The sequence below is a fragment of the Dyadobacter sp. CY327 genome (assembly GCF_021390415.1).
Lineage (GTDB): Bacteria > Bacteroidota > Bacteroidia > Cytophagales > Spirosomataceae > Dyadobacter > Dyadobacter chenhuakuii.
Genome location: NZ_JAJUXJ010000003.1, coordinates 49,307 through 74,908 on the forward strand (window position 1 = coordinate 49,307; position 25,602 = coordinate 74,908).

At 48.9% G+C, this 25,602-nt stretch carries 22 protein-coding genes; 5 read left to right on the forward strand and 17 right to left on the reverse strand.

The window, feature by feature from the left end:
* Positions 1 to 52: 52 nt before the first annotated feature.
* The gene (locus LZG74_RS11075) at positions 53 to 613 is read right to left on the reverse strand and encodes an RNA polymerase sigma factor (protein ID WP_233796646.1); all 561 of its coding nucleotides are present in this window, start codon (positions 611 to 613) and stop codon (positions 53 to 55) included.
* A 187-nt stretch (positions 614 to 800) separates the two neighbouring features.
* On the opposite strand from LZG74_RS11075, the gene LZG74_RS11080 reads away from it, so the two are divergent.
* The 5 genes from LZG74_RS11080 to LZG74_RS11100 all read left to right on the forward strand — a co-directional run bounded on the left by LZG74_RS11080 (position 801) and on the right by LZG74_RS11100 (position 9,711).
* Positions 801 to 1,331: a sigma-70 family RNA polymerase sigma factor gene (locus tag LZG74_RS11080; RefSeq protein WP_233796647.1), complete on the forward strand. Its 531-nt coding sequence runs from the start codon at positions 801 to 803 to the stop codon at positions 1,329 to 1,331.
* Complete coding sequence (locus LZG74_RS11085; RefSeq protein WP_233796648.1) at positions 1,328 to 2,455, forward strand: FecR family protein; 1,128 nt, start codon at positions 1,328 to 1,330, stop codon at positions 2,453 to 2,455. Before LZG74_RS11080 ends, LZG74_RS11085 begins: the two co-directional genes overlap by 4 nt.
* A gap of 83 nt (positions 2,456 to 2,538) precedes the next feature.
* The gene (locus LZG74_RS11090) at positions 2,539 to 5,889 is read left to right on the forward strand and encodes a TonB-dependent receptor (protein ID WP_233796649.1); all 3,351 of its coding nucleotides are present in this window, start codon (positions 2,539 to 2,541) and stop codon (positions 5,887 to 5,889) included.
* Positions 5,890 to 5,898: 9 nt separating this feature from the next.
* Positions 5,899 to 7,536, forward strand: a complete 1,638-nt coding sequence (locus tag LZG74_RS11095) for a RagB/SusD family nutrient uptake outer membrane protein (protein WP_233796650.1) — start codon at positions 5,899 to 5,901, stop codon at positions 7,534 to 7,536.
* 21 nt (positions 7,537 to 7,557) lie between these two features.
* Positions 7,558 to 9,711: an acetylxylan esterase gene (locus LZG74_RS11100; RefSeq protein WP_233796651.1), complete on the forward strand. Its 2,154-nt coding sequence runs from the start codon at positions 7,558 to 7,560 to the stop codon at positions 9,709 to 9,711.
* A 356-nt stretch (positions 9,712 to 10,067) separates the two neighbouring features.
* Here LZG74_RS11100 and LZG74_RS11105 read toward each other — a convergent pair whose 3' ends face one another.
* The 16 genes from LZG74_RS11105 to LZG74_RS11180 form a co-directional block, all read right to left on the reverse strand.
* Positions 10,068 to 11,537 carry a M81 family metallopeptidase gene (locus LZG74_RS11105; protein ID WP_233796652.1) on the reverse strand — a complete coding sequence of 490 codons (1,470 nt, stop codon included), beginning with the start codon at positions 11,535 to 11,537 and terminating at the stop codon, positions 10,068 to 10,070.
* A gap of 101 nt (positions 11,538 to 11,638) precedes the next feature.
* The gene (locus LZG74_RS11110) at positions 11,639 to 12,454 is read right to left on the reverse strand and encodes an SDR family NAD(P)-dependent oxidoreductase (RefSeq protein ID WP_233796653.1); all 816 of its coding nucleotides are present in this window, start codon (positions 12,452 to 12,454) and stop codon (positions 11,639 to 11,641) included.
* Complete coding sequence (locus LZG74_RS11115) at positions 12,442 to 13,377, reverse strand: aldo/keto reductase (protein WP_233796654.1); 936 nt, start codon at positions 13,375 to 13,377, stop codon at positions 12,442 to 12,444. The genes LZG74_RS11110 and LZG74_RS11115 overlap by 13 nt, the downstream gene beginning before the upstream one ends.
* 23 nt (positions 13,378 to 13,400) lie before the next feature.
* Positions 13,401 to 14,468, reverse strand: coding sequence for a hypothetical protein (locus LZG74_RS11120; RefSeq protein ID WP_233796655.1), 1,068 nt, complete (start codon positions 14,466 to 14,468; stop codon positions 13,401 to 13,403).
* Positions 14,469 to 14,485: 17 nt separating this feature from the next.
* A complete protein-coding gene (locus tag LZG74_RS11125; protein ID WP_233796656.1) occupies positions 14,486 to 15,316 on the reverse strand; it encodes an SMP-30/gluconolactonase/LRE family protein in 831 nt (276 codons plus the stop codon).
* Positions 15,317 to 15,367: 51 nt separating this feature from the next.
* A complete protein-coding gene (locus LZG74_RS11130; protein WP_233796657.1) occupies positions 15,368 to 15,751 on the reverse strand; it encodes a RidA family protein in 384 nt (127 codons plus the stop codon).
* A complete protein-coding gene (locus LZG74_RS11135; protein ID WP_233796658.1) occupies positions 15,748 to 16,392 on the reverse strand; it encodes an RraA family protein in 645 nt (214 codons plus the stop codon). The genes LZG74_RS11130 and LZG74_RS11135 overlap by 4 nt, the downstream gene beginning before the upstream one ends.
* An 11-nt stretch (positions 16,393 to 16,403) precedes the next feature.
* Complete coding sequence (locus LZG74_RS11140; RefSeq protein ID WP_233796659.1) at positions 16,404 to 17,660, reverse strand: MFS transporter; 1,257 nt, start codon at positions 17,658 to 17,660, stop codon at positions 16,404 to 16,406.
* A gap of 13 nt (positions 17,661 to 17,673) precedes the next feature.
* Positions 17,674 to 18,576 carry a dihydrodipicolinate synthase family protein gene (locus LZG74_RS11145; protein WP_233796660.1) on the reverse strand — a complete coding sequence of 301 codons (903 nt, stop codon included), beginning with the start codon at positions 18,574 to 18,576 and terminating at the stop codon, positions 17,674 to 17,676.
* A 7-nt stretch (positions 18,577 to 18,583) separates the two neighbouring features.
* The gene (locus LZG74_RS11150; protein WP_233796661.1) at positions 18,584 to 19,660 is read right to left on the reverse strand and encodes a pyridoxal-phosphate dependent enzyme; all 1,077 of its coding nucleotides are present in this window, start codon (positions 19,658 to 19,660) and stop codon (positions 18,584 to 18,586) included.
* On the reverse strand, positions 19,657 to 20,472 hold the full coding sequence (locus tag LZG74_RS11155) for an SDR family NAD(P)-dependent oxidoreductase (protein WP_233796662.1): 816 nt from the start codon (positions 20,470 to 20,472) through the stop codon (positions 19,657 to 19,659). Before LZG74_RS11155 ends, LZG74_RS11150 begins: the two co-directional genes overlap by 4 nt.
* Positions 20,465 to 21,403, reverse strand: coding sequence for a succinylglutamate desuccinylase/aspartoacylase family protein (locus LZG74_RS11160; RefSeq protein ID WP_233796663.1), 939 nt, complete (start codon positions 21,401 to 21,403; stop codon positions 20,465 to 20,467). Before LZG74_RS11160 ends, LZG74_RS11155 begins: the two co-directional genes overlap by 8 nt.
* Positions 21,387 to 22,184 (reverse strand): GDSL-type esterase/lipase family protein, encoded by a 798-nt coding sequence (locus LZG74_RS11165; protein WP_233796664.1) that lies wholly within the window; start codon positions 22,182 to 22,184, stop codon positions 21,387 to 21,389. Before LZG74_RS11165 ends, LZG74_RS11160 begins: the two co-directional genes overlap by 17 nt.
* Positions 22,185 to 22,198: 14 nt before the next feature.
* A complete protein-coding gene (locus LZG74_RS11170) occupies positions 22,199 to 23,323 on the reverse strand; it encodes a sialidase family protein (protein WP_233796665.1) in 1,125 nt (374 codons plus the stop codon).
* Entirely contained in the window at positions 23,320 to 24,426 is a 1,107-nt protein-coding gene (locus tag LZG74_RS11175) for a sialidase family protein (RefSeq protein ID WP_233796666.1), read from the reverse strand. Before LZG74_RS11175 ends, LZG74_RS11170 begins: the two co-directional genes overlap by 4 nt.
* Positions 24,427 to 24,437: 11 nt before the next feature.
* Complete coding sequence (locus tag LZG74_RS11180; protein WP_233796667.1) at positions 24,438 to 25,571, reverse strand: sialidase family protein; 1,134 nt, start codon at positions 25,569 to 25,571, stop codon at positions 24,438 to 24,440.
* Positions 25,572 to 25,602: the final 31 nt, after the last annotated feature.

The following is a 25,602-nucleotide window of genomic DNA, read 5'->3' on the forward strand; positions in this document are numbered from 1 at the left end:
AAAAGATTATAACCAAAACTTCCTATATTTTTTTGAATTTTTTGAGGGGGGACTAGATGCGGTCCTTTAACTCACGGATTGAGCGGTAGATGAGATTGGCCACCGCTTGTTTGGAAATGGACATGACCTGAGCAATGGATTCGTTGTCAAGGTCTTCATAAAATTTGAGATAGATAACTTCCTGCTGGCGTTTTGGAAGCGAGTGGAGCAGCTGGTTGATGAGCTGGGTTTCTTCTTCACTGGATTCGATCTCAATGATGCGCTGCTCAATGGATGCGTCACCCACGCTTTCATTGATATACTCCAAATCTGCTTCTTCGTAGATCCAGTTTTTCCTGTTGCTTTCCCTGTATATTTTCCTGCGGAGGGATTTCAGCAGGTAGAATTTTACAAAATCGGTATCACCCAGCGTTTCGCGGCGGGTCCACATTTCAAAAAACAGGTCCTGGATACAATCTTTAACAAACTCCCGGTCTGCCGAAAATCTGCTTCCGTACGAAAAAAGGCCTTTGTAATACTTCCTTGCTATTTCTCCAAAGGCAATCTCGTCGCCACCCCGAAAGGCATTCCACAAAAGCTGGTCATCTAAGGAAGGGGTATCCGGCTTTGACATTCATGAGTAAATACGGGCACTAAATGTAAGAAAAGATCCATAATCATGAATTCAATCTGATTTTAATTTTCTGCAAAGGCGCCATGTGCCTGTGGGCAACACCTAATCCAACCCGACTGATCACACCTGTCCAGTAGATTCCCAATCTCTAAGTCTTAATGGTGACAAATTGTAATTTCCCTGCATTTTGAACCATCACTCGGATTTATATCTACTGACTCTTTTGAAAGACGGTGACATAACAGCGTTTGACAGGCTTTTTCTTAAGTACTATAAGCTTTTGTGCGCCAATGCTTATTCTGTATTGCGCGATGAGCAGGAAGCGAAAGATATTGTGCAGCTATTCTTCGTTGAAATGTGGGAAAAAAAGCTGTTTCTGGGACTTGAGGGAGATATGAAGGGCTACTTATATCGTTCTATTCAAAACAGATGTCTGAACCAGCAACGGAAACAGCTCATGGAACAGAAAAGGCAGGAGATGTTTGTTCAGTCGCGGGAGGTGCATGAAACGGAGGATCAATGGATGGAAAACGAGCCTTTGAACTTGCACGATGCATTGCTCACCATGCCGCTGCAAAGGCGCGAGGCGTTGCAGTTGGTTTATCTGCAAAATAAAAAATATAGTGACGCAGCTGATGTCATGGGTATCAGTATCAACTCTCTCAAAACCCATTTGAAAATCGGGCTGAGGGTTTTAAGAGAGAAATTAAAAAAATGACTTCACAATATCAGCACATACGGCAATTGTACTTCGAAAACCTGACGGGGACGATCAGTGAGGAGGATTATGTGCAATTGCAAACGTGGCTTGAAACGGATAGTGACGTGCGAGCGATCTGGTCGGCGCTGGAAGAGGAAAGCAGACAGCTGAATATGCAGGCTTTTGTAAATAACATTGAACCCGAAAAAGATTTAGGGAAAATACGACCAAGAAATTCCGTCAGTATTCTTCATTTTTCCTACAAGCTGGCCGCAGCCATGCTGGCGATCGCGACGATCTGGTACTTTTTACCCAGAAAACAAGATCAGCTTGCAGGGGAAGTAAAAAAAACCGAGCATGAAAAACCGGCAGAATCAGGTATCACTTTGACGACGCCAAACGGAAAAGCCGTCACGCTGACGAAAGACGGCTCGCAAACGATGGAACTGGGAGATGTACGGATTGATAACAAAAGCGGGACATTGACCTATTCGGGAGGAAACCGGGAAACAACGCTGAACGAGCTGCACATTCCGGCCAAGGAAAACTACGAGATCGTGCTCGCCGACGGAACAAAAGTGTCTTTAAATTCTGAGACGAAATTGCGGTTTCCTTTCCATTTCGGAGGAAGCAGCCGTGAAGTTTATGTGGAGGGAGAAGCATTTTTTGAGGTAAAAAAAGACCCGTCCCACCCGTTTATCGTGCACACCTCACTGGCCGATATGGTCGTTACGGGTACAAGTTTCAATGTAAACACGTATGATAGAAAGTTGGTAAAAACGGCACTTGTCGAAGGAAAGGTGCAGATCAGAGCGGGAGAGCAGCGCCCGATAGATTTGCTGCCTGGCTTTGAGGCCACTGCAAATACCGGGAAAAAGTTGATCATCGACCGTTTTGATGCAGATGAAGTTTTGTCCTGGCGAGCCGGATTGTACTATTTTCATAATCAACCCCTCGAACAACTAAGCAGCTTCATCGCGAGATGGTACGGTATCGAAGTGGTTTTTGACCGGGAGCAACTCAGGGTTTATCCGGTGTCGGGTCTGCTGGAAAAAGGAAGGCTCGATGAGTTTTTAACGGATCTTAAAATTACCTCGGGCATTAGTCATCATTTCGAGGGTACGAAACTGCATTTAAAATAAAAAATCTTCCAGACCCATTCACCCGGTTTTATCAAAACGGTGTAGTTGTTTTGAAAGTAGTAACTGAAAAACACTAAACCCGTATGACACCAAATTTATCCACCGACCGGTGGTTATTCTCCGGTCACATTGCCCGTTACCTGAGCCTTGCGCTCATGTGCATCCTGATGTGCCATTCGTATGCGCAAGCATTGGACGAGCAACAGAAAGTAACGATTTCAGGCAAGAATATCAGCTACCAGAAAGTTTTTCAGGCCATCAAGAAAAAAACCGGGCTGACCGTATTTTACAGCAACGAATTGCTGAATGACAAAGAAACGGTCAGCCTGGATTTTCAGAATGAAGACCTGGAAACGGTACTCGATTTCATTCTGCGTGAAAAGAATATCGGGTACGAGATTCGCCGGAACACGGTGATCGTTTTGTCCCGAAAAACGGAAAAGCAAGAAACATTCAGACCGATCCCCGCACAGGCTGCTTCCAAAGACATACGTATAGCAGGAAGAGTTACGGACGATAAAGGGGAGACATTACCGGGCGTGAGCGTTTTGCTGAAAGGCAGCCAGCGTGGTACAACCACCAGTGAGTCAGGCGATTTTGAGCTGGAAGTCCCCGATGCCAATGCTGTGCTCGTATTTTCCTTTGTTGGATATCTGAGTCAGGAAGTTACGGTGGGCAATCAGGACAAGGTGAATGTAACCTTGCTGGTGGATGACAAAGCGCTGGAAGAAGTAGTGGTGGTGGGCTATGGTACACAAGCCAGGGCAACGCTGACCGGCGCCATTGCGACTACAAAAGGAGAAGATCTCAAACAAAATCCGTCGGTAAACCTTTCCAACTCACTGGCTGGCCATTTACCCGGAATCATCGCCAGTAATCGTTCCGGGCAGCCTGGAAGTGGTTCCTCGATCCTCATCCGCGGTCAGAGCACATTCGGTAACAACAGTCCGCTGATCGTGATCGACGGGGTATGGGGGCGCGGCGGCTTTGAGCAGATCAACCCCAATGACGTCGAAAGCATTTCCGTTTTGAAGGATGCTTCTGCCGCGATCTATGGTGCGCAAGCTGCAAATGGGGTGATCCTGATCACGACCAAAAGAGGTGCATCCGGCAAACCAGTGATCAGTTATACAGTCAACCAGGGTATTTCCCAGCCAACCAGACTAGCGAAAATGGCAAATTCCGCTACATATGCCGAGTACATGAACGAGATGCTCAATTATCAGGGACAGGCTAACCGGTTTTCAGCCGACGAGATCGAGAAGTTCAGAAGTGGCAGTGACCCGGTGAATTATCCCAATACAAACTGGCAAAAGGCTGCATTGAAGAATTTCAGTACGCAAAGCCAGCAGAATATCTCGGTACGCGGCGGTAGCGAAGAGGTCAGATACTACGTGTCAGGCAGCTTCGCAAACCAGAACGGCATCCTTAAGAACAGCAATATCGATTACAAGAACTTCATAATCAGATCCAATATTGATGCCAATTTATCCAAAAATATCCGGGTAAGCCTCGACTTTTCGGCCAACCACAAAACGTCGATCCTCCCTTCCATGGGCGTAGGCTCTATATTCCAGACGGTTTGGCGTAATTATCCGTTTCTGCCGGCTTACCACCCGAATGGACTGCCTGCACCCGGTATTGAAAGAGGTGAAAACCCGGTGATCATGGCTACTGATGCGGCGGGATACGAAAGTCAGAAAGACAATATGTACCAGACTATGGCTTCTTTTGAGGTGAAAATCCCCTGGGTCGAGGGTCTTGCTGCCGATGGATTTGTGGCGCACGATCGCAATTACAACCCGTATAAATTGTTTAAAAAACCCTGGAAGGTATATGACTGGAATGCCGCAACGGATACTTATACAGAAAGATTGGGCGGGACTGTGAATCAGCCGACGTTGAAAGAAACTTTTACTACTTCCAACCGTACCACATTCAACGTGCGTGCCAAATATGATAAGACCTGGCAGGCGCATAATTTGAGCACTTTTTTGGCATATGAGCAAACGGAGACGGTTGGGAGCGAATTTTGGGCATTCAGAAGAAACTACCTCAGCAGCGCAGTCGACCAGCTTTATGCAGGAGGCGTGGCTGATAAAGACAATTCCGGAACTGCTTTCGAAACGGCCAGACGCAATTTTTTTGGTAGGGTAAATTACAACTTCCAGGAGAAATACCTGATCGATTTTAACTTTCGTTACGACGGTTCGCAAAACTTTCCGAAGGAACGGCGATATGGGTTTTTCCCGGGTGTTTCAGCGGGATGGAGATTATCCGAAGAGCATTTTATCAAGAATAACCTGGCCTTTGTAGATAACCTGAAATTGCGCATGTCCTATGGTAAAATGGGGAATGACCAGGTAGACGCGTTCCAGTATTTGTCGACATATGCTTTTGGCGACGGCTATTATTTTGCAGAACCTGCCACACAGCTTAACCGCGGACTTACCCCTAATCCGGGCATTACCTGGGAAGTAGCGAAGACCACGAATGCAGGTCTGGAGGCGACTTTATGGAAAGGCTTGCTGGGTATCGAATTGGACGTCTTCAAAACGAGGAGAAACAACATCCTCACCGCAAGAAATGCATCGGTGCCAGCCTATACCGGCCTCAACCTTCCGAATGAAAACATCGGTATCGTTGAAAACAAGGGTTTTGAACTGCAGTTATCACACCAGAAACGCCGTGGGAAAATTGCATACCGACTAGCGGCAAACATGTCCCTGGCCAAAAACAAGATCATAGACATTGACGAACCTGCCAACCAGCAGCCGTGGCAAATGCGGACCGGGTATTCGATGAATACAAATCTGTACTACGACGCGGTCGGAATTTACCGCACCCAGGAGGAAATCGACAATTCGGCGCATCCTGTGGGAACGAGAGTAGGCGACCTGCAATACCGGGATGTGAATGACGACATGCTCATTGACGCAAAAGACCGTATCCGGACGGAGTATACCAATATCCCGCAAATGTCATTCGGGTTCACTGCCGGGGCCAGCTACAAAAACTTCTCGGTGAATGCATTGTTCCAGGGACAGGCCCGTGTGAACCAATACATCTTTCTGCAGTCGGGACTGGCGGGGAATACCTTGCAGGAAATGGCGGACAACCGTTACCGGCCGGGCAGCATGGATTCCAAATACCCCATTTTGCCGACTTACGAGGCCGAGATCAGCGGATACCGCTCCACCTTTTGGTTGCAGGATGCGACCTTTCTGAGGCTTAAAAGCCTGGAACTGGGTTATGATATCCCCTCTGCTATTTTGTCAAAGGTCAAAATTAATAACCTGCGTATTTACCTGAACGGCTCAAACCTGTTTACCTGGGACAAGCTGAAATATTTCGATCCCGAAGGCAGCAGCGAGACAGGCGGATTTTATCCGCAGCAGAAGATTTTCAACCTGGGCCTAAACCTCTCTTTTTGATCCGAAATCATGAAAAATAACCATAATATAAAAAAGAACAGTGTACTGACCTGGTTCAAACGTCTTGCCGTGGCGGCGGTTTTATTCCCTTTAAACAGCTGCGACGAATCATTTATGGAAAGGCAGCCTTTGGATAAAATATCCGAGACGGACGTATGGAGCGACGAGAAGCTGATCGAGGCATTTGTCAATTCGTGTTATAATGTCCGCCATGGGTTTCTGGTGGATTATTATATGATGCCGCTTAGCGACGAAGCATATCGCCGGGGCCGTGAAACGTACCATCTGATCAACCGGGGTGAACTTACCCCTGTAAATAACACAGCGCTGGACCATTGGGGTAACTTTTACGGGATTGTCACCAACTGCAACATATTTTTCAAGAACATTGAGAGAGCACCAATTGGCGAATCGCTAAAAGCCCGTATGATCGGTGAAGTCACTTTTTTGCGTGCCTACGCGTATTTCAGACTAATCAGTTTGTACGGAGGTGTTCCGCTGATCACCGATGTTTTTGAGTTAAATGACGATTTCACGGTAACGCGTAATTCCTATGCGGAATGTTCGGATTTCGTTGTTCACGAACTAACAAAGGCCAGTGACCTTTTGCCGCTAACTTATACCGGCGCGAACGTGGGACGTGTCACAAAAGGTGCGGCGCTTGCGTTGAAAGCCCGGGCGCTTTTGTACGCTGCCAGTCCGCTCAACAATCCTTCCAACGATAAGGTGAAATGGCAAGCAGCAGCGGACGCGGCAAAAGTAGTCGTCGATATGAATGCTTATAGTTTGTACCCAAGCTATAAATCGCTCTTTCTTACCCCATTCAACAGTGAAATTATCTGGTCGCAGCAATTCAGGAACAACCAGAAAGTGGAGCATTCCATTGAGCTGCATTTCTTTCCAAATGGTTCGGGTGGCTACGGGCAGGTAAACCCGCTGCACAATCTGGTGGATGCTTTTGAATTGAAAAGCGGGAAATTGCCGGCAGAAGATCCGGCCTATAACCCTCAGGTCCCATACGAAAACCGCGATCCGAGATTTTATGACTGTATTCTGTACGATGGCGCCAAATGGCAGGACCGGGAAATAGGCTCATACCTCCCCGGCGGCCCCGATTCCAGTGAGGGTGTGGAGGGCTGGAATGCATCGTTTACCAGTTATAGTGTAAGAAAATTCGTCAATGAATCCATTGGCCGTCCGAGTGCTACGAATCTTGGCAATACGCCCTGGGTGTTTATCCGGTATGCAGAAGTACTGCTTAACTATGCGGAGGCCATGTTCCAATTGGGTGATGAAAAAACGGCACGCGAATATGTGAATAAGGTAAGAAGCCGTGAAAGCGTGCAAATGCCCGCAGTGACCGAAACGGGTGCAAATCTGCTGAAAAGGATCCAGCACGAAAGGCAAATTGAGCTGGTGTTTGAAGAGCATCGTTTCTTCGATGTACGCCGGTGGAAGATTGCAATGGCGACCGACAATGAGGATGCCAAAAAGATGGTAATAACCCGTAATGCGGCCACAGGCGCGAAAATTTACAAAGTAGAAGTTTTTCAGCCCCGGTCTTTTAACGAGCGAAACCATCTGGTGCCTATTCCTCAATCTGAAATTGAGCGTAACGCAAAACTTGAACAAAATCCAGGCTACTAGGGTCCGGTTAAATTGAACACAATGAAATACAACGCATTTATTTTTTCTACCTGCTGTTTCCTAGGCTTATCATCCGTTGTTTCAGCTCAGGAGGATCTTTCGGTTTACAACTACTGGAAGTACTATCAAAAAACCACCGATCAGCTTTTTTACAATGAGCTCAGCAGCCGTGCATTCGGGCAGCTCGAAAAACGGGAGGCTGCCATTGCCGCACTGGCGACCAAAGAACAATGGCAAAAGCGCCAGGCGGAAGTGCGGGCCAAACTCGCGAAGTCAGTTGGCCCTTTTCCTGAAAAAACACCATTGAACCCGGTTATTGCCGGAACCTTGAAAAAGCAGGATTTTACGGTTGAAAAGCTGTATTATGAATCCCGCCCGGGCTATCATGTGACTGCGGCAATGTTTATTCCTGATAAAAGACAGGAAAAAGCGCCTGCCATCATATTTTGCAGCGGGCATGCCGAGAACGGTTTCCGGAGTGAAGCCTATCAGCACATGATCCTGAACTATGTTAAAAAGGGGTTCATTGTGCTCGCCTTCGATCCGATCGGACAAGGAGAACGCATTCAGTACCAGCCTGATGAGTTAAAAAAGGGTGCCACCGGTGAGCATTCTTACGCCGGAGCCCAGACGTTTATTGCGGGACTGCCGGCAGCCAACTATTTCATCTGGGATGGCATACGTTCCGTGGATTATTTGCTGAGCCGGAAAGAAGTCGATCCTGCGCGCATAGGCATTGCAGGCAGGTCTGGCGGCGGGACGCAGACTGCCTACATTGCTGCCATGGACGACCGGATCTTAGCGGCCGCCCCGGAATGCTACATCACTACTTTCGATAAACTGATTAGATCGAATGGCCCGCAGGATGCCGAGCAAAACCTTATGTATGGGCTGGAAAACGGCATTGATATGGCAGATTTCCTGGAAGTGCGCGCGCCGAAACCAGCACTGATCGTCGCTACAACGAGAGATATGTTTGCGATTCAGGGTGCGAGGGACAGTTATCATGAAACGAAAAAAGCCTATCAGGCTTTCGGAAAAGCGGAGCAGATTCAGATGACAGAAGATGATGCCGGGCACGCTTCAACGCTTAAAAACAGGGAGGCTACGTATGCCTTTTTTCAAAAATACCTGAACAATCCCGGCAGTCCGACCGACCTGAAAGTGGAAATCCTCACGGACAAAGAATTGCACGCTTCGCCGGAAGGACGGGTGATCCCATTCCTGAAAGGCGAAAGTATGTTTTCCTTAAATGAAAAATATGCGAAGGAACTTGCCCAGAAGAGACAAAACAACCGGAAGCAAACTGCCGATTTCCATGCGGATCTAAAAAAGAAGGTGATCTCAATTTCCGGATTTAAAAAGTTCAGCGGTAAGACTGACGTGGTCTTTTCCGGGCGGATGCACCGGTCAAATTACGCCATTGAAAAATATCTGGTTAAAGGAAGCGGCGGTTACTACATTCCCGTTCTTTGGCTGAAACCTGAAAAAGCTTCTGGCAAAACGGTGCTTTTACTGAATGAAGGAGGTAAAACGGAGGCTGTGCAAAAAGATAAACTTGCTGATCGGCTTGCCAGAGAGGGCTATGAAGTGGTAGTCCCGGATCTGAGCGGTACCGGGGAACTTGGAAGCGGCTTTCTAAAAGGCGGTGATTCTGTGATTGACGAAGTCCCATTAAATCTGTGGTTTACTGGTGTTTTGACTCACAAAAGCCTGCTTGCGACCAGGACGGAAGAGATCGTGATCCTGGCAGATTTTATCCAAAAATCGGGCACTCCAAAAACAATGATCACCGGTGCAGCTGTGGGAACGCTCACATCTGATCTGCTGCATGCGGCCGCCATCGCCAATCCGTTCAATAAACTGGTGCTGATTCGGCCGCTGATCTCATACCAGTCCATTGTTGAGGAAAGACTATACAAGGCGAAGTTTGCACTTTCAGCAGTACCCGGTGCGCTCGCCGGATACGATCTCCCTGATTTGGTTGAGGTGTTATCTGCGCAGGGATTGTTACTGATTAACCCCATTACAGCCACGGAAAAAGAGGTCGACCAGGAACACGCAAACTCTATTTACAAACAGGCTTTGAAACAAACACGGCCTGGACGTTTTGGCATTAAGCAGGGATTGAGCCCTGACGAGACGCCTGACGCCGTAATGTCGTGGATCAAATAACCAGTTACGGCAGCACTCACTAGCAGGTAACAATTTCTGTAATGTGTGCTATTCGGACATTTTGCTCATGTATGTCGGAGTTATAAACGACCTGAACCGTGCCGCCAAGGCAATTACGTATGCCAGCTCCTTCTGGCATACGTAAAATCACTGTACAAAAAAGACAAAACGGGTAGCCCACTGACGGAAGTGTTACCGTCCAGATAGTTGCGAATTCCCTGCATTCTGAAAATGCGCTTCGACAATATGGTGTTTGTCTTTTACTTGCGCATTACAGACAGGCAAGCAAAATCAACGCACAACGGTAAGCGGTTTGCTTAATTTCAAATCATGATCGTTAATGACTGAATTAGACATTACGGATCTTCAAAAGGGAAAAGCGGTTTGCGGCGGTTCTTATAAGTGAACATCGTCATATCCGCTTGCGTAACACCGGGTGTATTGACCTGAATGATCGAGCGACAAACCGGCTCATAAGCTGCAATGGGCGCAATCACCCCCTTGGCGATGATCACGTCAAATGATTGGGGATCGATTTGGCAAGACGTAAGCTGACCCAGGCTGAATGGCGGCACACGCAAAGATGTGAGCATGATTACACTGCCATTGGACCTTGACACAACGGCGGTTTTTCCCATATAATAATTGACCTGCCCACCGTGTCTCGGATTGTCTTCCGTAAAGTGTCCATCAGAGAGCCTAAGCAGGGAAACGGTGAATAGAAGGTCTTTTAAACCGTCTTTGCCTGTTCCCTTTATCGGTAAGTCGAACGTGTCAGCAGGCTGGTAACCTGATGCTGCCTGTACTGCTGCGGGATCGTAAATGCATACGAAGTATTTGAGGGTGGCATCAGCTTCCAGGCTTTCCAGCAGGCAGATATTGTTGCCGGGACTGCCGCCACCTATATTATCTCCCATATCCAGCAGCAACACAGGTTTCTCCCTGTCAGCAACCATTTGGATGCTGGTGGCAATATCATTTTTTGTTCCTACAAAACTAGCGCGGTTATCAAGAATATAGGTTTCAAGCCTTTTGCCCACTTGTAAAGCGAGGTCCGGGTCATTATTGGAAACAATGATGAGCGAGGTGCCCATTTCAGCCACGTCTGCATAGGGAAATCCGAGGAGTATGCTGATGGACAAAATACCTTCCGTTTCCGAAAGTTCAGCGGCTAAGGCATAAAGGCTTTTGCAGGGCTCATTGCTGGTAAATTGCTGTTCAATACTAATGGCAAGCGGCACCTGCACAAGGATTTGTTTCGGTTGTACATTCCCTTCCAGCATTCCGACCATGATCTCGGCGGCCGCCTTTCCTGTCTGCCACTGGTCTATGTGCGGGTTTTTTTTGTACGACACAAAGGCATCTGCGGAATTGACCATCAGCGGGCTTACGTTGGCGTGCAGATCGAGAGAGCCGACGATCGGTATGCCGGGCCCCACCCTATCCCGGATTGCACGGATCCAGTGGCCGTCCATATCCGGAAAATCTTCGCTCACGCCAGCGCCATGCGGTACAACGAGGACGCCGTCTACGGGCAGTATCTCTTCCAACAAATCCATCATTTGGGCCTGTAAAGTAGCGTACGTCTGCGCAGAGACGATTCCGCCCGGGGTGGCCTCCGAAAAAACTACGGGCACCAGATCCATTCCTGCCCGGTCAATCACCTCTATCATTCCTCCTACTTCATGATGGGCGTGCTGGTATTCCTTCCTGATATCCGCCCAAGTCAGCGAATGTCCTTTCTGGAAATTAATCAGGGTAGTCGGGTTTTCAGCGAAGGTGTTCGACTCGTGATAAATGCCCAGCAGTGCTATTCTTTTTGACATCGTAATAATTTGTGATCCTGATTCAGCAACATTAGATATAATAATCGTATATCTTTTTCACCATCCATAACTTCCATATTCAAACCTACCCGGGCATGTCCTCACCAACTCGTCCAGCCACCGTCCACGAGCAAGTTCTGGCCGGTTATAAACGAGGAGGCTTCCGAGGCCATGAACACCACGGGACCTTTGATATCATCATCATTCGCGAAACGGCCTAAGGGTGTCAGACGTTTATAATTCTCGACAAATTCTTCTCTCCCTTGCAGCTGCGATACCCCCGGACCATAGCCGCCTGGACTGATGCAGTTGGCCCGTATGTTGTACTTCCCATAGTAGTTGGCGAGCCATTTTGTAAAACCCACCATACCCCATTTATCATAAGTATAATTAACCGGACTGGTCATGCCGGTGTCTCCGTATACCGGAAAGTTAGGACCAACCGCACCTTGAATGGACCCGATGTTGATGACATTCCCTGAACCCTGTTCGCGCATAACACTGATCACAGACCGTGTAACGAGCATCAGGCCGGTGGAATTGACGCGCTGCGCCCGCTCCCAGCTTTCTTTTTCCATTTGTCCCAGGTCACTGAATCCTTCCCTGGAAACCGCATTATTCACAAGTATATCAATTCGACCAAAGCGCTCCTGTACGTTCTTCACAAAAGAAATGATCGATTTCTCATCTTCCAGATCAAGCTGCATACCTTCCGCCAGTAAGCCTTTTTCGCGGATCGTACGGGCAAACTGATCACATTTTGCTGCATCGCGGGATGCTATGATCACCTGCGCGCCTGCTTCTGCAAGCCCAGTAGAAATGGGTGCGCCGAAGAAACCGGAGCCGCCGGTGACAATTGCTATTTTATTCGTCAGGCCAAACAGATTGTTCATTTCAGATAAAATTAAAGTTTCCATAATCCGGGTGTAATCACTTCTTCGTCCACGTGCAGAAAAGCCTCGGCAATGCCAGCCAAAATTTCCCCGGGAATGACAGGACCATTCATCAAATTGACATTTTCACTTACTTGCTGTGTGTTTACCGCTCCCACCACAATGCTATCCACGGCCGGGAGATCGCGCACAAACGAGAAGGCCAGCTGTGCTACGGACATTCCCCCCTGTTCAGCCAAATGTTTGAGCTGCCTGAGATGATCCTTTGCCTTTTGCAAAACACCGGTCAGTTGTTCCGGATGCATGAAAAACAGGCCTTGTAAAAACACACTGCGCACGAAAACGAGTTTTCCTTTTGCATGTAAGCGATCGAGATAACCGTCACGGATGAGCCTTTGATCGAAAATATTCAAAGGGACCTGCGCAGCTTCCACATCCGGGTCTTCAAGGAAATAGGGGATATCGTCAGGGAAGTAGGCCGAAATACCCCCTATATCAATCAGGCCCTCCGATTTGAGCCGTTGCAAAATTTCAGGCAGAACCTTCATCACCTGTTCCATCGGCTCGACGCCTTTGTGCAGCAGACAGACCGGCAACCGGGGAATTTTCAGCGTATTGAGAGATGTCATCACGCTGGCCGATACTTCTCGCCAGGCGCGCTCCTGATCCATCAGGTTTTCCCGACTTATCTTGAATTTGGAAACTACATGAGACTGGCCCGGTTCATGCTTCTCTATATAACCTCCCAGCACATTTTCCGAATATCCATAGGTCCGGGCGGTGTCAAAAGTATTGATCCCCAATTCCGTTGCATACGCCAGCATTGCATTAGCCTCTTCGGGAGCGGGGATTCCCGTTTGGTTGGACACGCCGTAGGGCAGGCCGAGTTGTGCAGTTCCCAGCGTCAATGCGGAAAACCGGTATGCCTTGAACGCAGTATATTTCATTGATTTAAAAATCAGATTACGATTTACTTTACGCCGATGACCGTTGGTGTGCGGATTCCCGGCTTGATTTCGCCGCTCACATATACCCAGAGCCCCTTCCAGAAAACAACCGGAAGCGTTACCCGGGAGGGTATACTGCTTTGTTTGCCAATGTATTCCCAACTATCGGTTTGCGGGAAATAATAAAGGAGATTGTCAATGATACCGGGATGGGTTGCCGGGGCCTTATGTAAAGCTGTTACGGCATCTACCCCACCCCAGAAAAGAAAGCGGTCGTTTCTCAGAACCGGTAATACCGTCCCTCCGGCCGACATTCCCCGCGGCATAGGTGCCAGCTTTTCCCAGCTTGCCGCCCAGTTGTCATTTGTCTTGTGCAAACTCAGCCGATAGCTGTCCAGCAGGATAGCCCGGTATTTCTCTCCTTTTGAGTTCAAACCGGTGGTCTCGCCTCCGAACATGTAAAATTGACCGTCAAAAACGGTACACACCGGAAAAATGCGCTCGGGCCCCGGCCAGGCATTCACTTCCGACCAGCCTTTCGCCGGGTTCCTGAGATCCAGTACAAAGCATTTTTTCAGAGGCTGCCCGGTAGGCGAGCTGCTTCCTCCCACGATCACGAACACATCGCCCATGAGCGTGCCGGCCGTATTCCCCAGCGGCACGGGTAAAGGCGGATACTCCGATGTGATCAGTTTGTCATCGTCCCACTCAAATCCCAAAACTCTACTCAGATGTCCCTCCGAGTTGCTTCCACCCGCAACAATCATTTTGTTCTGATACGAAACTGCCACGCCATATCCGGCAGGAACCGACAGTTTTTGCTGGGCTTTGATCCATTCTTTTCCATCATGCAGAATATAAATGTCGCTGTACCATTTTTTCAGCCCACCTTCCCAGGGAAATTTATCTGGAAAATTAGCTCCGCCCATACATATCAAGGTGTTATTGCTAACACCGGCGTACATACCCGCCCATCCCCTACCCCCCGGCAGCGCGGGAAGTTCATTCCATTCAACACCTGGCTGGGCCATTGTTTTCAATCCGTTCAACATACAAATCAGCAACAAACCACACTTTAAAAACCTGCTCATTATTATTACTTTAACGGTTATAAATATACCGCGATCTGCAAAACCGCCCCGGGACCCGGTTCTCCGTAGCCACCGGTCACCAATATTGTTTTGGTCCGTTTGTTTTCATGGACAAAACACAGGTTACTGGTCAGTGGCAGGGTTGTGTGGATGGAAAAGAGTAATTCCCCGCTTGAAGATATTACCTGTACCATCCCCATCCCGTAATGGGCTGCCCACAGGTCCCCTTCCTGGTCCATAGCCAGCCCGTCGGGCAGGTTATCAGCAATCTCTCCTGATAAATTAGCGGGTAAATCCGCAAAAACCTCAGGCCTTCCAGTCGCCACTCCCGGTTGAATCAGCGGAATCTGCACGATCCTGTTTTGATAGCTTTCGGCCACAAAGAGCTGTTTTCCGTCTTTGGAAAGCACCAGACCATTGGGGTAGTCCATATTTTCAGCCACGACAATCTCTTTTCCATCCAGCCCCTGAAAAAAAACTTTCCCCGTGTCCCTGACCGAATCGGTGAAATATATATTTCCTGCAGCATCGACGGTCAGGTCATTCGGACAATGGACCTCAACACCGGCACAAATACCTTGTACCTTATTTTCAATAAAATTCCCTGACCTGTCAAAACATTTAACCGCAGCTTCCTTACTGTCGCATACCAAATGCGAACCGTCATACAACCTAACCTGTCCGTTTGGGCATGCAGCTTCCGCCCAAACGGAATATGCTTGCCGCTTGTCTGTTTTTCCGACGAATCCACCGGTCAACGTTGTAAAGAAAAAGTCACCACTTCCTTCTGCCACGGGGCCTTCTGTATAAAATGGCAGATCCAAAATTTTCTCGACAGAATAATGCATAGGCATCGATGGGTAACTCCTAGGTGGCGTTATGTTGTTTTTTAGTACTATTTACTTCCCTACATTGACAACCACGTCCACTTCAAACTTCAAAAGCTCTCCGAGACAACCGATCAGTGTGGTGCGGGCAGGATATGGTTCGTTGAAATATTCACGGTAGATCGCATTGAATTCAGCCAGATATTCTTGTTTACCGACATAATTCCTGACCTGCACCGCATCGTCCAGACTGGCGCCTGCTGCTTCCACGATCCTTTTGAGATTGTCAAAAGACCGTCTGCATTCGCCTTCGAACGTGTCGTTGACAATACTTCCGCTATGGTCCACCGACGCCTGTCCAGAAACAAAAAGATAATCGCCCGAAATAATGCCAGGCGAAAACGGCAATGGACTTTTGGGAACATTACCGTTGCTGATTACTGTTTTTTTGCTCATAGTACTCCGTATGTTTGATAGGCTTCTGTAGCCTTCATTCCATTTTTAATTGCATCCCTTGTAATATTTTCGGCGGATACTTTTTCAAGCGCGGCTTTGATCACCTGCTCTTCCACCTGCTGCGGTACCACTACGATCCCGTCTTCATCGGCCATTACCAGATCGCCCGGCGAAAATTTCACGCCGTCAATTTCCACCACCACATCCAGATCGATCACCCGCTGGCGGTTGGCACTGTCGTAAGGATTTTTACCGACGGCAAAAACAGGGAACTGCATGTCGCGCATTTTATCAATATCCCGAACCGCACCATGTACGATCACCCCGAGGCAACCCGAGTTGCGCGCTGCCGTGGAAAGCAACTCTCCCCATATCCCGGAACGGTTGGAACCTCCTGCGGCGCAGATCAGAACATCGCCCGGCTGGCAGGAATCTACGGCCTGCAATTCCAGCTCGTAAGGGTTTTTGTCCTCATCGTACATATCAGCCCAAAGCGTTGTTTTACAGCGGCCAATCATTTTATTAATACCGGTAAAGGCATGAAAAGTTGTACGGGTAGCCTGGTGCGTGTACCCAATCTGATCGAGCACGTCCGATATCACGGCCACGTACAGTTTGTCTTTAAGTTCCTGTAAATCCATATATTATTTATTTAGTTAAATTCAGAAGATGCCTTTTTAGGATCGGGACGGATGAAATACATCACCGCCACACATGCAAGCAAAATAGCGGCAGCCACCCGGAACATGTTGTTCAAATCCACATTTGCATCCCTTAAAACCCCGCCAGCGTAAATCCCAAGGCCGCCTACTATGCAGCTGAACAAATTGAGTATTCCGTAAGCAGTCGCCCGATACCGCGCGTCGGTGATCAGGCAGAGGATCGGCATCATATTGGCATCGGTGAAAGTCCGGGTAAGCGCATATACCATAAAACAGACAATTGCGACGGGTAATATGCCGGTGCCGCTGGCCAGGTAAATAGCCGGTGCGGCTATCAGCAGCCCGTATAGCGGCACGAGCATCCGGCCTCTTGGATTTTTACGGCTCCACCTGTCGGCCAGAAAACCGCCCAGCAAAACGCCCGCCAGGGAAGCGGTGTGAAAATACCCGGTTGCATATACACCGGCCATACTTTGCGAAAGGTTGAAATGTTCCTTGTAATAAGTGGGTAACCAGCCAACGACTATCCAGCCCACAATGCTGACCAATCCCCAGTAAATGATCGCCAGAATATAGTCTTTCCCCCCGAAGAGGTTTCTGACAGCATCACCAAAACCGATTGGAGGCCGGGAGCCAGCAGCCCTGGTGTCATCTGTTTTACCAATATCCTTCAAGGTAACAGCAAGCAGCAGTGCATACCCGATCCCGATTATTCCAAAGATGCTGAAAGCGAATGTCCAGGAATGATTTTCTGCAAGCCAGCCGCCTATAAATCCAAGGCTCTGGCCGACCATGATCCCGCCCATGTGAATACCAGTAGCCAGCGACCGCGTTTTGTCACGATGGTAATCCATGATAAGTGCCAGCGCGGCAGGAATGTAACATGCCTCGCTGACTCCCATCAGTGCCCGCGTCAGCAGCAATTCTTCAAACGAAGTGGCCCTGGACGTGAGCCAGGTAACGAGCGACCATACAAATAAACTGCCGATGATCACTTTGCTGCGGCTGAAACGGTCTGCCAGAAAACCGGCCAACGGGCTTAGCAGTCCATATACCCAGAGAAAAACCGAAGTCAGTAACCCGAACTGGGTATCCGACATAGGTATTGCTTCCAATATGGAGCCACGCATTGTCGTGATCATCATCCTGTCCAGATAGTTGAGGCAACCTACCACACAAAGCAGTGCCACGACCAGCCAGGGATAAAAAAGAGGTCTATTGACGGATATCTCACCTGTGTTTTTCATTCAGTTAAAAAAATCAACTTACCGGTGTATAAAAGCTTTCTATTTCCTCAGTCATACCAATTATTTCTTCGTCCGACCAAGGAAGCACCTTGGCAAGAAGCGGCGGCTTAGGTTCTCCGATTGTAATGTCATAACGCAGGTACATCGCACGGTTGAAGAACGACCAGATTACCGGAATGATGGTTTCAATGAATTTTTGAAAGGTAAGCATGTAATCCATAGCATGCTGCGTTTCTCCTGCTAGAAATGTCTCCCGTATATGCTTGCATGTTGGCCCGAAAAGGTTGTAGCTCGTCCCGATAGCTCCGACCGTACCGCAGAGTGCTGCCTGGCACATGAGTTCATCGGCCCCGCTGAACAGTTTCCACTTGTCGCCAGCCCGGTTTTTGATCGTGCTGATTTCAAGCATTTTATCAGTGGTAAGCTTCATGCCGTGCACCTGCGGAAGATCCAGCAGCCTGTCGATCACCTGATGATTGGCCGCGCTGCCGATCTGGTATGGAAAAAATGGCACGTCGGTAGCTTGCGCAATACGGCGGTAATGTTCAAATGCCATATCAGCAGAAGCGCCATAATAGATAGGCCCTACAGAAGATATGCCGTCTGCGCCATGGCTGGCGGCATCTTTGGCAAGCCGGATGGACTCTTCGGTATTGAGCGCACCCACCTGCACCATCACAGGAATGCGCTTATCAGCAATTTCAAGCGTTTTTCGGGTGATTTCCATTCTTTCTTTCTCGCTGAAAAGAAATCCCTGGCCCGTCGATCCCAAAAGATACAATCCGTCGACCTGCTGTTTGATCAGCAGCTCGATCAGTTTTTCGAGTTCTTTCGGATTAAATGTACCGTCGGGATTTACAGGCGTAAATAACGCAGGCCATAAGCCCTGAAAAATATTGCTCGGTTCACTCATCATATTGGTGTTAAAAAAAAGTTTGAATTGTTTGGATGAAATCCTGACGGTCGGCGATACCAACCTTAGGTAAATTGAAAAATGTATCTACCGATCCCATGTCTTTGAACCCGCTGCCTGTCACCAGGCATACTACCGACTCTCCGGGATCTATTTCTTTTCGTATCAATGCATTTTCGAGACCCGCCAGTGCTACTGCACCTGCGGGTTCGCAGAAAATACCCTCCGTCTGTGCAAGTGTTTTTTGCCATTTGAAAATGTCTGCATCTTTAACCGTGTATCCGTTCCCACCCGAGTTCCTGCACCTTTCAATCACATGGTCCCCATCGATCACACTCGCTACCTGAAGGCCGCTCACTTTTGTGGTGGAAGCACTTACAGCATTAGCTGTTGTTCTGTTATGGCGCAAAGCCGAAGCGATAGTATCATTGCCGTCCGGCTGCACACAATTGATTTTTACATTCGTAGCCGCAATTTCAGCACCTTTACAGATGGCCAGCGTAAGCCCCCCCCCACCGGCCGGGACGAAAATGTGCCCGGGATTTTCAAGCTCTTCGAGGATTTCGTAAACGATTGTCTGCACGCCCTGCATGGCCGAGGGACAATACCGGTAGGCGCTGATAGGCAATGGAATGCGTTGCTGTGCACAAAGTTTTTCAAGCTGATCAAACACATTGGCTGTCACCTGAGGATCTTTCCCGAAATCCTTCACCATATAAATATCCGCTCCGTACAATTGCATTTGCTTCACCTTCGGCAAAGGCGCACCGTCCACAACGACCAGAACACACCGGATGCCCGAGGCAGCACAGTAAGCACTCAGTGCAGCCCCGGTGTTTCCACTTGATGTGGCTATGCATATTTTTTGCCCCTGCGCAACCATTTCAGTGGTCAGTACTGCGGCAAATCGGTCTTTGTAGGAACCGGTTGGGTTCAGGTTCTCAAGCTTGAAATACAGTTCGGGAATTCCCAGCATCTTTCCCACGGACCTCGATCGCACCAGGGGCGTATCTCCCTCGCCCAGCTGCACCCTGTGAGCGCCTCCTACTTCGGGAAGCCTCGATTCATATTTCCAGATTGTTTTCAAAACGCTTCGGGGAATTGTAATTTCTTGATTGAGTATTTACTAAAATTGTGTTTAAAACCGCCGTCAATGAGCAGCGTAGTTCCTGTTATATAAGCGGCTGATTCAGAGCTGATCCACACAATTGCATCGGCAACTTCCTCCGGCCTGCCGCCTCTTGCCAGGGGAATGGAATCGGTGATTTCACTGACCAGCAAACTGCTGATATTCCTACCTTCCGGATCAACATAGTCATTGCTGAGCTCCGTGTCGATATAGCCCGGCGCAATGCCTACTACCCGGATACCACTTCTTCCATAGGTGACCGCCGATTCTTTGGTAAGGCTTTCCAAGGCACCCTTAGCAGCGATATAGGCGGAACCCGTACCCGAAGGACGCTCAGACATCATGCTTGTTACATTCACGATCACGCCTCCGCTTTGCCCTTCCTCCATCACGGCAGCAGCCCATTTGGTTAGAAAAGCCGGAGCGGTCAGGCATATTTTCAAGGTTTTTTTCCAAACTTCCATCTCCATCGTCCGCAGGCTTTCCAAGGTCCGACAGGCTGCATTATTCACCAGAACATCTACTCCGCCCCATTTCTCCATTGTTTTTGGAATAATACTTTCGAGATAATGATCATCAGAAAGATCGCCCGGGATGCTCAGACACTGCGTCCCATATTTTTTTTCAAGCTCGTCGGATAGCGCCAGTAAAGAATCCGCATCCAGATCACAAAGCGTGACCGCATATCCGTTCTCAGCGAATTTCAAAGCCGTTGCTTTCCCGATCCCGCGGGCTGCACCTGTAATGATTACTACTTTCTGATTATTCATATATCACCTTTTTGCCTGGTTGCCCCAATGGCAATATGCCACCCAGCGCATCGCCCTTTCTTACTCTCACCAATGTTCTTTGTAAAAATGCCAAACCCGATATATCTGCAAAGACGTCAGCGGATTCCCCTGTAAACGGATCAATGATCCTGCCCCATCGGTCGCCTTTTTTCACCATTTCGCCCGGGGCAATTTCAGCCACGAATACGCCATCTGCAGGTGAGGGCATTTTCCCCTGCAAATATCCGCTGTCGGTCCGGTGATCTTCCACCCAGAACCTGCTGTCCGGCTCCCCTCCGATTACAGGCCCGGGGATCATTTTCAGGTATCTTAATATATTGATGATTGCGGCGCGGTATGCTTTCACAACCTCCGGGCGCGTACCGGTCCCTCCACCATATTCCAGGTAAATGGCAGGGATGCGAGCGTCCCGGGCAATCGAAAGGGTCCGCCCTTCGGGCCGGGCGTCAGTTCCCCAAACTATCGGAAGATTGCATGCCAGCGCCATTTTTTGCTGTTTTTCGAGAATAACAGCATCCGTATGGAGCATATAGCCCGCCAATGCAGCGATGTCGTACATCAATCCGCCCGTATGCATATCTACCAGATAATCGGCCTGATGAATGAGTTCGCTGATTCGGGCAGCCGCCATTTCTGTATCCGATCCGTGGATATTGCCGGGACAAACCCTCGCCAAATCGAGTCCGTCTTCGCCATAGCGGCTGCCCGATCCGTAAGCACTTTCATTGACAACGGTCACAATGGTAACACTGCCATTGCAGATTTTTGCGGGCAGTTCTTCCAGCAATTCCAGCGTCGCAAGCATCGGTTCGTACTCGTCCCCGTGTACCCCCGCGGTAATCAATACCCGCGGACCCGGTTGCCCGGAACCAATGTGTCTGGCCCTGATTGGATTAGTGTTCTCCTTCATAATACCCGCCCCCGCATGTAGGTTCCTGCGGATCAAAAATGGAAATGGTTTTAAACATCAGACGCGCTATTTCCTGGTGACCGGTTTCACCTGGGTGGATCGGGTCATTGAGCCAGTCGCGGTACACATTCGCAGCATTATTGAGGCGGCTGTCCTCCCAGTACTGGTAATTATCAACCAGTATCACGCCTTTTTCATCTGCGACCTGCCGCATAAAGGGCATATAATCAGATAACTTGCTACGGCTAGGGTCTTTTTCAGCGATAATGCTGTTGGGTGTATGAAAAATCGGCACAGCGCCTATATCGCGGATTTTTGTAACGATGCGTTCCAGGTTTTTCTGGTACAAATCGGCCGTCATCTCCTTTTTGGCACAATCATTGGTACCGATCATGAGCGAAACCATTGCCGGCCTGAACTGGCTCACCCGCCATTCAAAATCAGACAGTATATTCACAGTCGTATTTCCGCTGATACCAGTATTGATCACAACGTCGCGCATTCTTTTGAGCTCCCAACGAAGGCGCTCTCCGAAAATTTCGGGATAGGACCGGTAACCTTTGGTATGTTTTGCGCCGTGGGTAATGCTATCGCCTGTAAAGAGCCAGATATGCGGTTCTTGCGAAGCGAGCAGTTCCTTCACCCGTTCGAGGTCCGGTAATGTATCAGTATTGTCGCCCGTTTTTTCAGGATGAAGCGCCATGGCCATTTGCTGTGTCCCGAGCCCAAGGGCAGCCGCTCCAATACCGGCCGTTTTCAAAAATTTCCTTCTCGAATTCATGCGATCCCGAATGATTATTTGTAAAGCCCTTTCTGGGTCAGCCGCGTGATGTTTGTGACCGATAAATGTGTTTTGGCCGCCTGGCTCCCGGCACAGTAACCCAGCAAAACTTCGTTTTTGGTAAAGTGAATGGCGATATAGCAATACCAGCCGTCAGGGTCGCTTTCGATATTTTTGACATGTTCCCAGGTCTTGCCTTCATCTTTTGAAATGGCTACCGTAAGCGGCGTCCTTGCGCCTCCGTGCCAGCCTTCTTCCTTAATCTTGTTATTGTTCCAGACCAACAGCAAGTCGCCTGTTGAAGGTATCCTGGCGATGGATGCAGGTGAAACCGGCGAGTAAATCGTGCTCGATTCGATATGGCTCCAGGTCACGCCTTTGTCAGCAGAATAGGATAATTGCTGTACACCGCTGTCGCTGCGGATAAGCATCATAATCCGGCCATCTTTCAGTTCTATTACTGCGGGCTCCTGCGTTATGATTTTGGTGCTGTTCGGCACTTGCTTACCCGATTTCCAGCTCGCTCCGTTATCATCCGAAAAGTAACTGTACAGGTCCGCCTTGTTCTGCCATTTTCCGTCAATGGAGCTGTGCAACGCCACTGCCATGAGCAGGCGCCCGTTTTTTAGCTGAATCACCCGGTTGTTGTTCAGTACAAAATAACCTTTGCGGTCGGTAATGCAGGGGGTGGCGGCGCTCCATGTTTTAGCTTCATCCTCCGAGATCCGCATCAAAGGGATACAGTCGGTTTCTGAGTTCTTTTTGAGATAAAACATTGCTATTTTCCCGTTTTTCAACCGCAGCAGCGATACGGACATGACGTTCATATCACCCTCTCTTTCCACCACGAGCCGGTCTTCATTGGTCCAGGTTTTACCCCCGTCCGAAGAATAACGGCCTGCCAGATACGCCGGGGCATGGTCACTGGTGGATTTCCCTGTGTACCGGCTGTATATGAATAAAATGCGTCCGTCTTTCAGGGTAATAAAATCACCCTCACTGTTACGGGGGTTGTCGTGCCCGGGAGCGAGCTGAAGCGCGAGGTTCTGGAATTTGTTATTTTGGGAAAATGCATTTTCTCCCGAAAAAAACATCAATGCCGCACAGGCAAAACATATTGATTTGAATATTGATCTCATTTGTAAAGGGCTTTTGTTTCTAGGTTGCGAATTGTAATCTGCGTGGTCGCCCAGTCGAAATAGGCGAGTAAAACGTCGTTTTTAGTAAAATGAATGGCTGTGTAACAAAAGGAGCCGGAAGGGTCCTCTTCAATATTTTTAAGATGCTCCCAGGTTTTCCCATCGTCTTTCGAAACAGCTGTGGTCAGGGGTGTCCTTTTGCCTTTTGTAGCCGGAATGCTGCCATCATTATTGTTCCAGACAAGCAGCAGATCGCCGGTAGCCGGTATGCGGGCGATGGAAGCAGGTGATACAGGCGATGCAATTTTGCTCGGTTCAATGTCGCTCCATGTTTTGCCCTTGTCTTTGGAATAGCAAACCTGTTGTACGCCGCTGTCGGTCCGGGCGAACATCATCACGCGGCCGTCTTTCAGCTCGATCACGCCCGGCTCCTGAGTGATCATTTTGCTGTTATTGCGCACCTGTGCAGACGGTTGCCAGCTTTTGCCTTCATCATCAGAATAGTAGCAGTACAACATCCCTTGCTGGTTGATATCATCCTTACCACGCTCTGTTTTGTGCAAAGCTACGGGCATAAGGAGGCGACCGCTTTTGAGCTGGATCACCCTGTCATTATTCAAAACATAATACTCCGTTCTGTCGATGCACGAAGATGGCTTGCCCCATGTTTTGCCCTCGTCAGAAGATATCCCCATCATAGGCTTACAGTCGTACACCGAGTTTTTACGCAGATAAAACAAAGCCAGTTTACCACTTTTGAGCCTGAGCAGGGACACTGACATAATGTTCATCCCCCCTTCGTTTTCTACCACCAGCCTGTCATCTTTCGACCATGTTTTTCCACCGTCTGAAGACGTCCGGCTTACCAGATAGGCCGCTGCATAATCGCTGGCCGATTTCCCTGTAAACCGTGTATAAATGAAAAGGATGCTGCCGTCTTTCAGCGTTGCAAAGTCGCCCTCGCTATTCCTAGGATTATCCGGTGCTGGCGGAATTTTAAGGCTGACGGATCCCGTGCTAGTATTTTGCGAAAACGCGGTCTGAATCGGAAAAGTATATATCACCAGCCAGGCAAGAAACAGCGCCTTGTTCATGTTTTTCATCAATAAAAGGTTTAGTTATAAATCTCCTTCAGCCCGATCCGTGCAATACGGGCCTGGTCGAGGCCCGGTCCCATGCTATATCCGATCAATACACTGTCTTTAGTAAAATGAATGGCGGTATAGCAGAATGTACCTTCGGGATCGTTTTCCAGGTTTTTCAAATGCTGCCAGCTTTTACCTTCATCTTTCGAAATAGCCAGTGTCAGCGGCGTACGCTTTCCTTTGAAATAACCTTCTCCTTTCGCGCCGTTATCATTCCACACTAGGATAAGGTCACCGGTAGACGGAATGCGCGAAATGGACGCGGGCGAGACAGGTGACGGTATGGGGCCAGACGTTACCGGCGACCAGCTTTCACCTTGGTCTTCCGAAGTAGAATAGTACTGAAATCCGCCATTTGCACGGATGTTCATGAGCAGGCTGCCGTCTTTGAGCGCAACTATCCCGGGCTCCTGCGTGATAACGCTGTCGGGATTCGGCACTGCTTTTCCCGATTTCCAGCTTTTACCGTCGTCATCGGAATAATAGCAGCGCAGCACACCCCGGTTGTTCCATTTAGTATCAGGCGTTTTGTGCAGAGAAACAGGAATCAGTATCCGCCCGGATCTCAGCTGCCGGACGCGGCTGTTATTTAATACAAAATATCCTTTCCGGTCGGTGATGCATGACTTGGGAACTCCCCAGGTTTTACCCTCGTCTCGCGAGATCCGCATCATCGGGACACAATCGTCCACCGAATTTTTTCGGAGATAAAACATGCCAATCTGCCCGTTCGCAAGCCGCAGCAGGGAAACTGACATGATATTCATCTGCGCGTCGTTCTTCACGATAATCTGGTCGGATGTTGTCCAGGTTTTGCCTTCGTCCGATGAATAACGCCCTGCGAGATCCGCTGGGGCAAAGTCGCTGTCGGAGGAACCTGTATATTTAGAATATACAAACAGCAGCCGGCGGTCTTTCAGCGTAATAAAATCGCCCTCGCTGTTTCTGGGATTGTTGCTCCCGGACTGGATATCCAAAACGGTGTATTTCCCTGCTGCATCATTTTGACCATGAACACGGAGGCACAAAAAGAGCAGGAAAGCGAGGAGCAGTCGGCTTTCGGCTTTCGGTTTTTGTACGATATGCAGATGATTTCCGGTCATTCGTTTACGATTTGGTCCATTGAATCGGTGA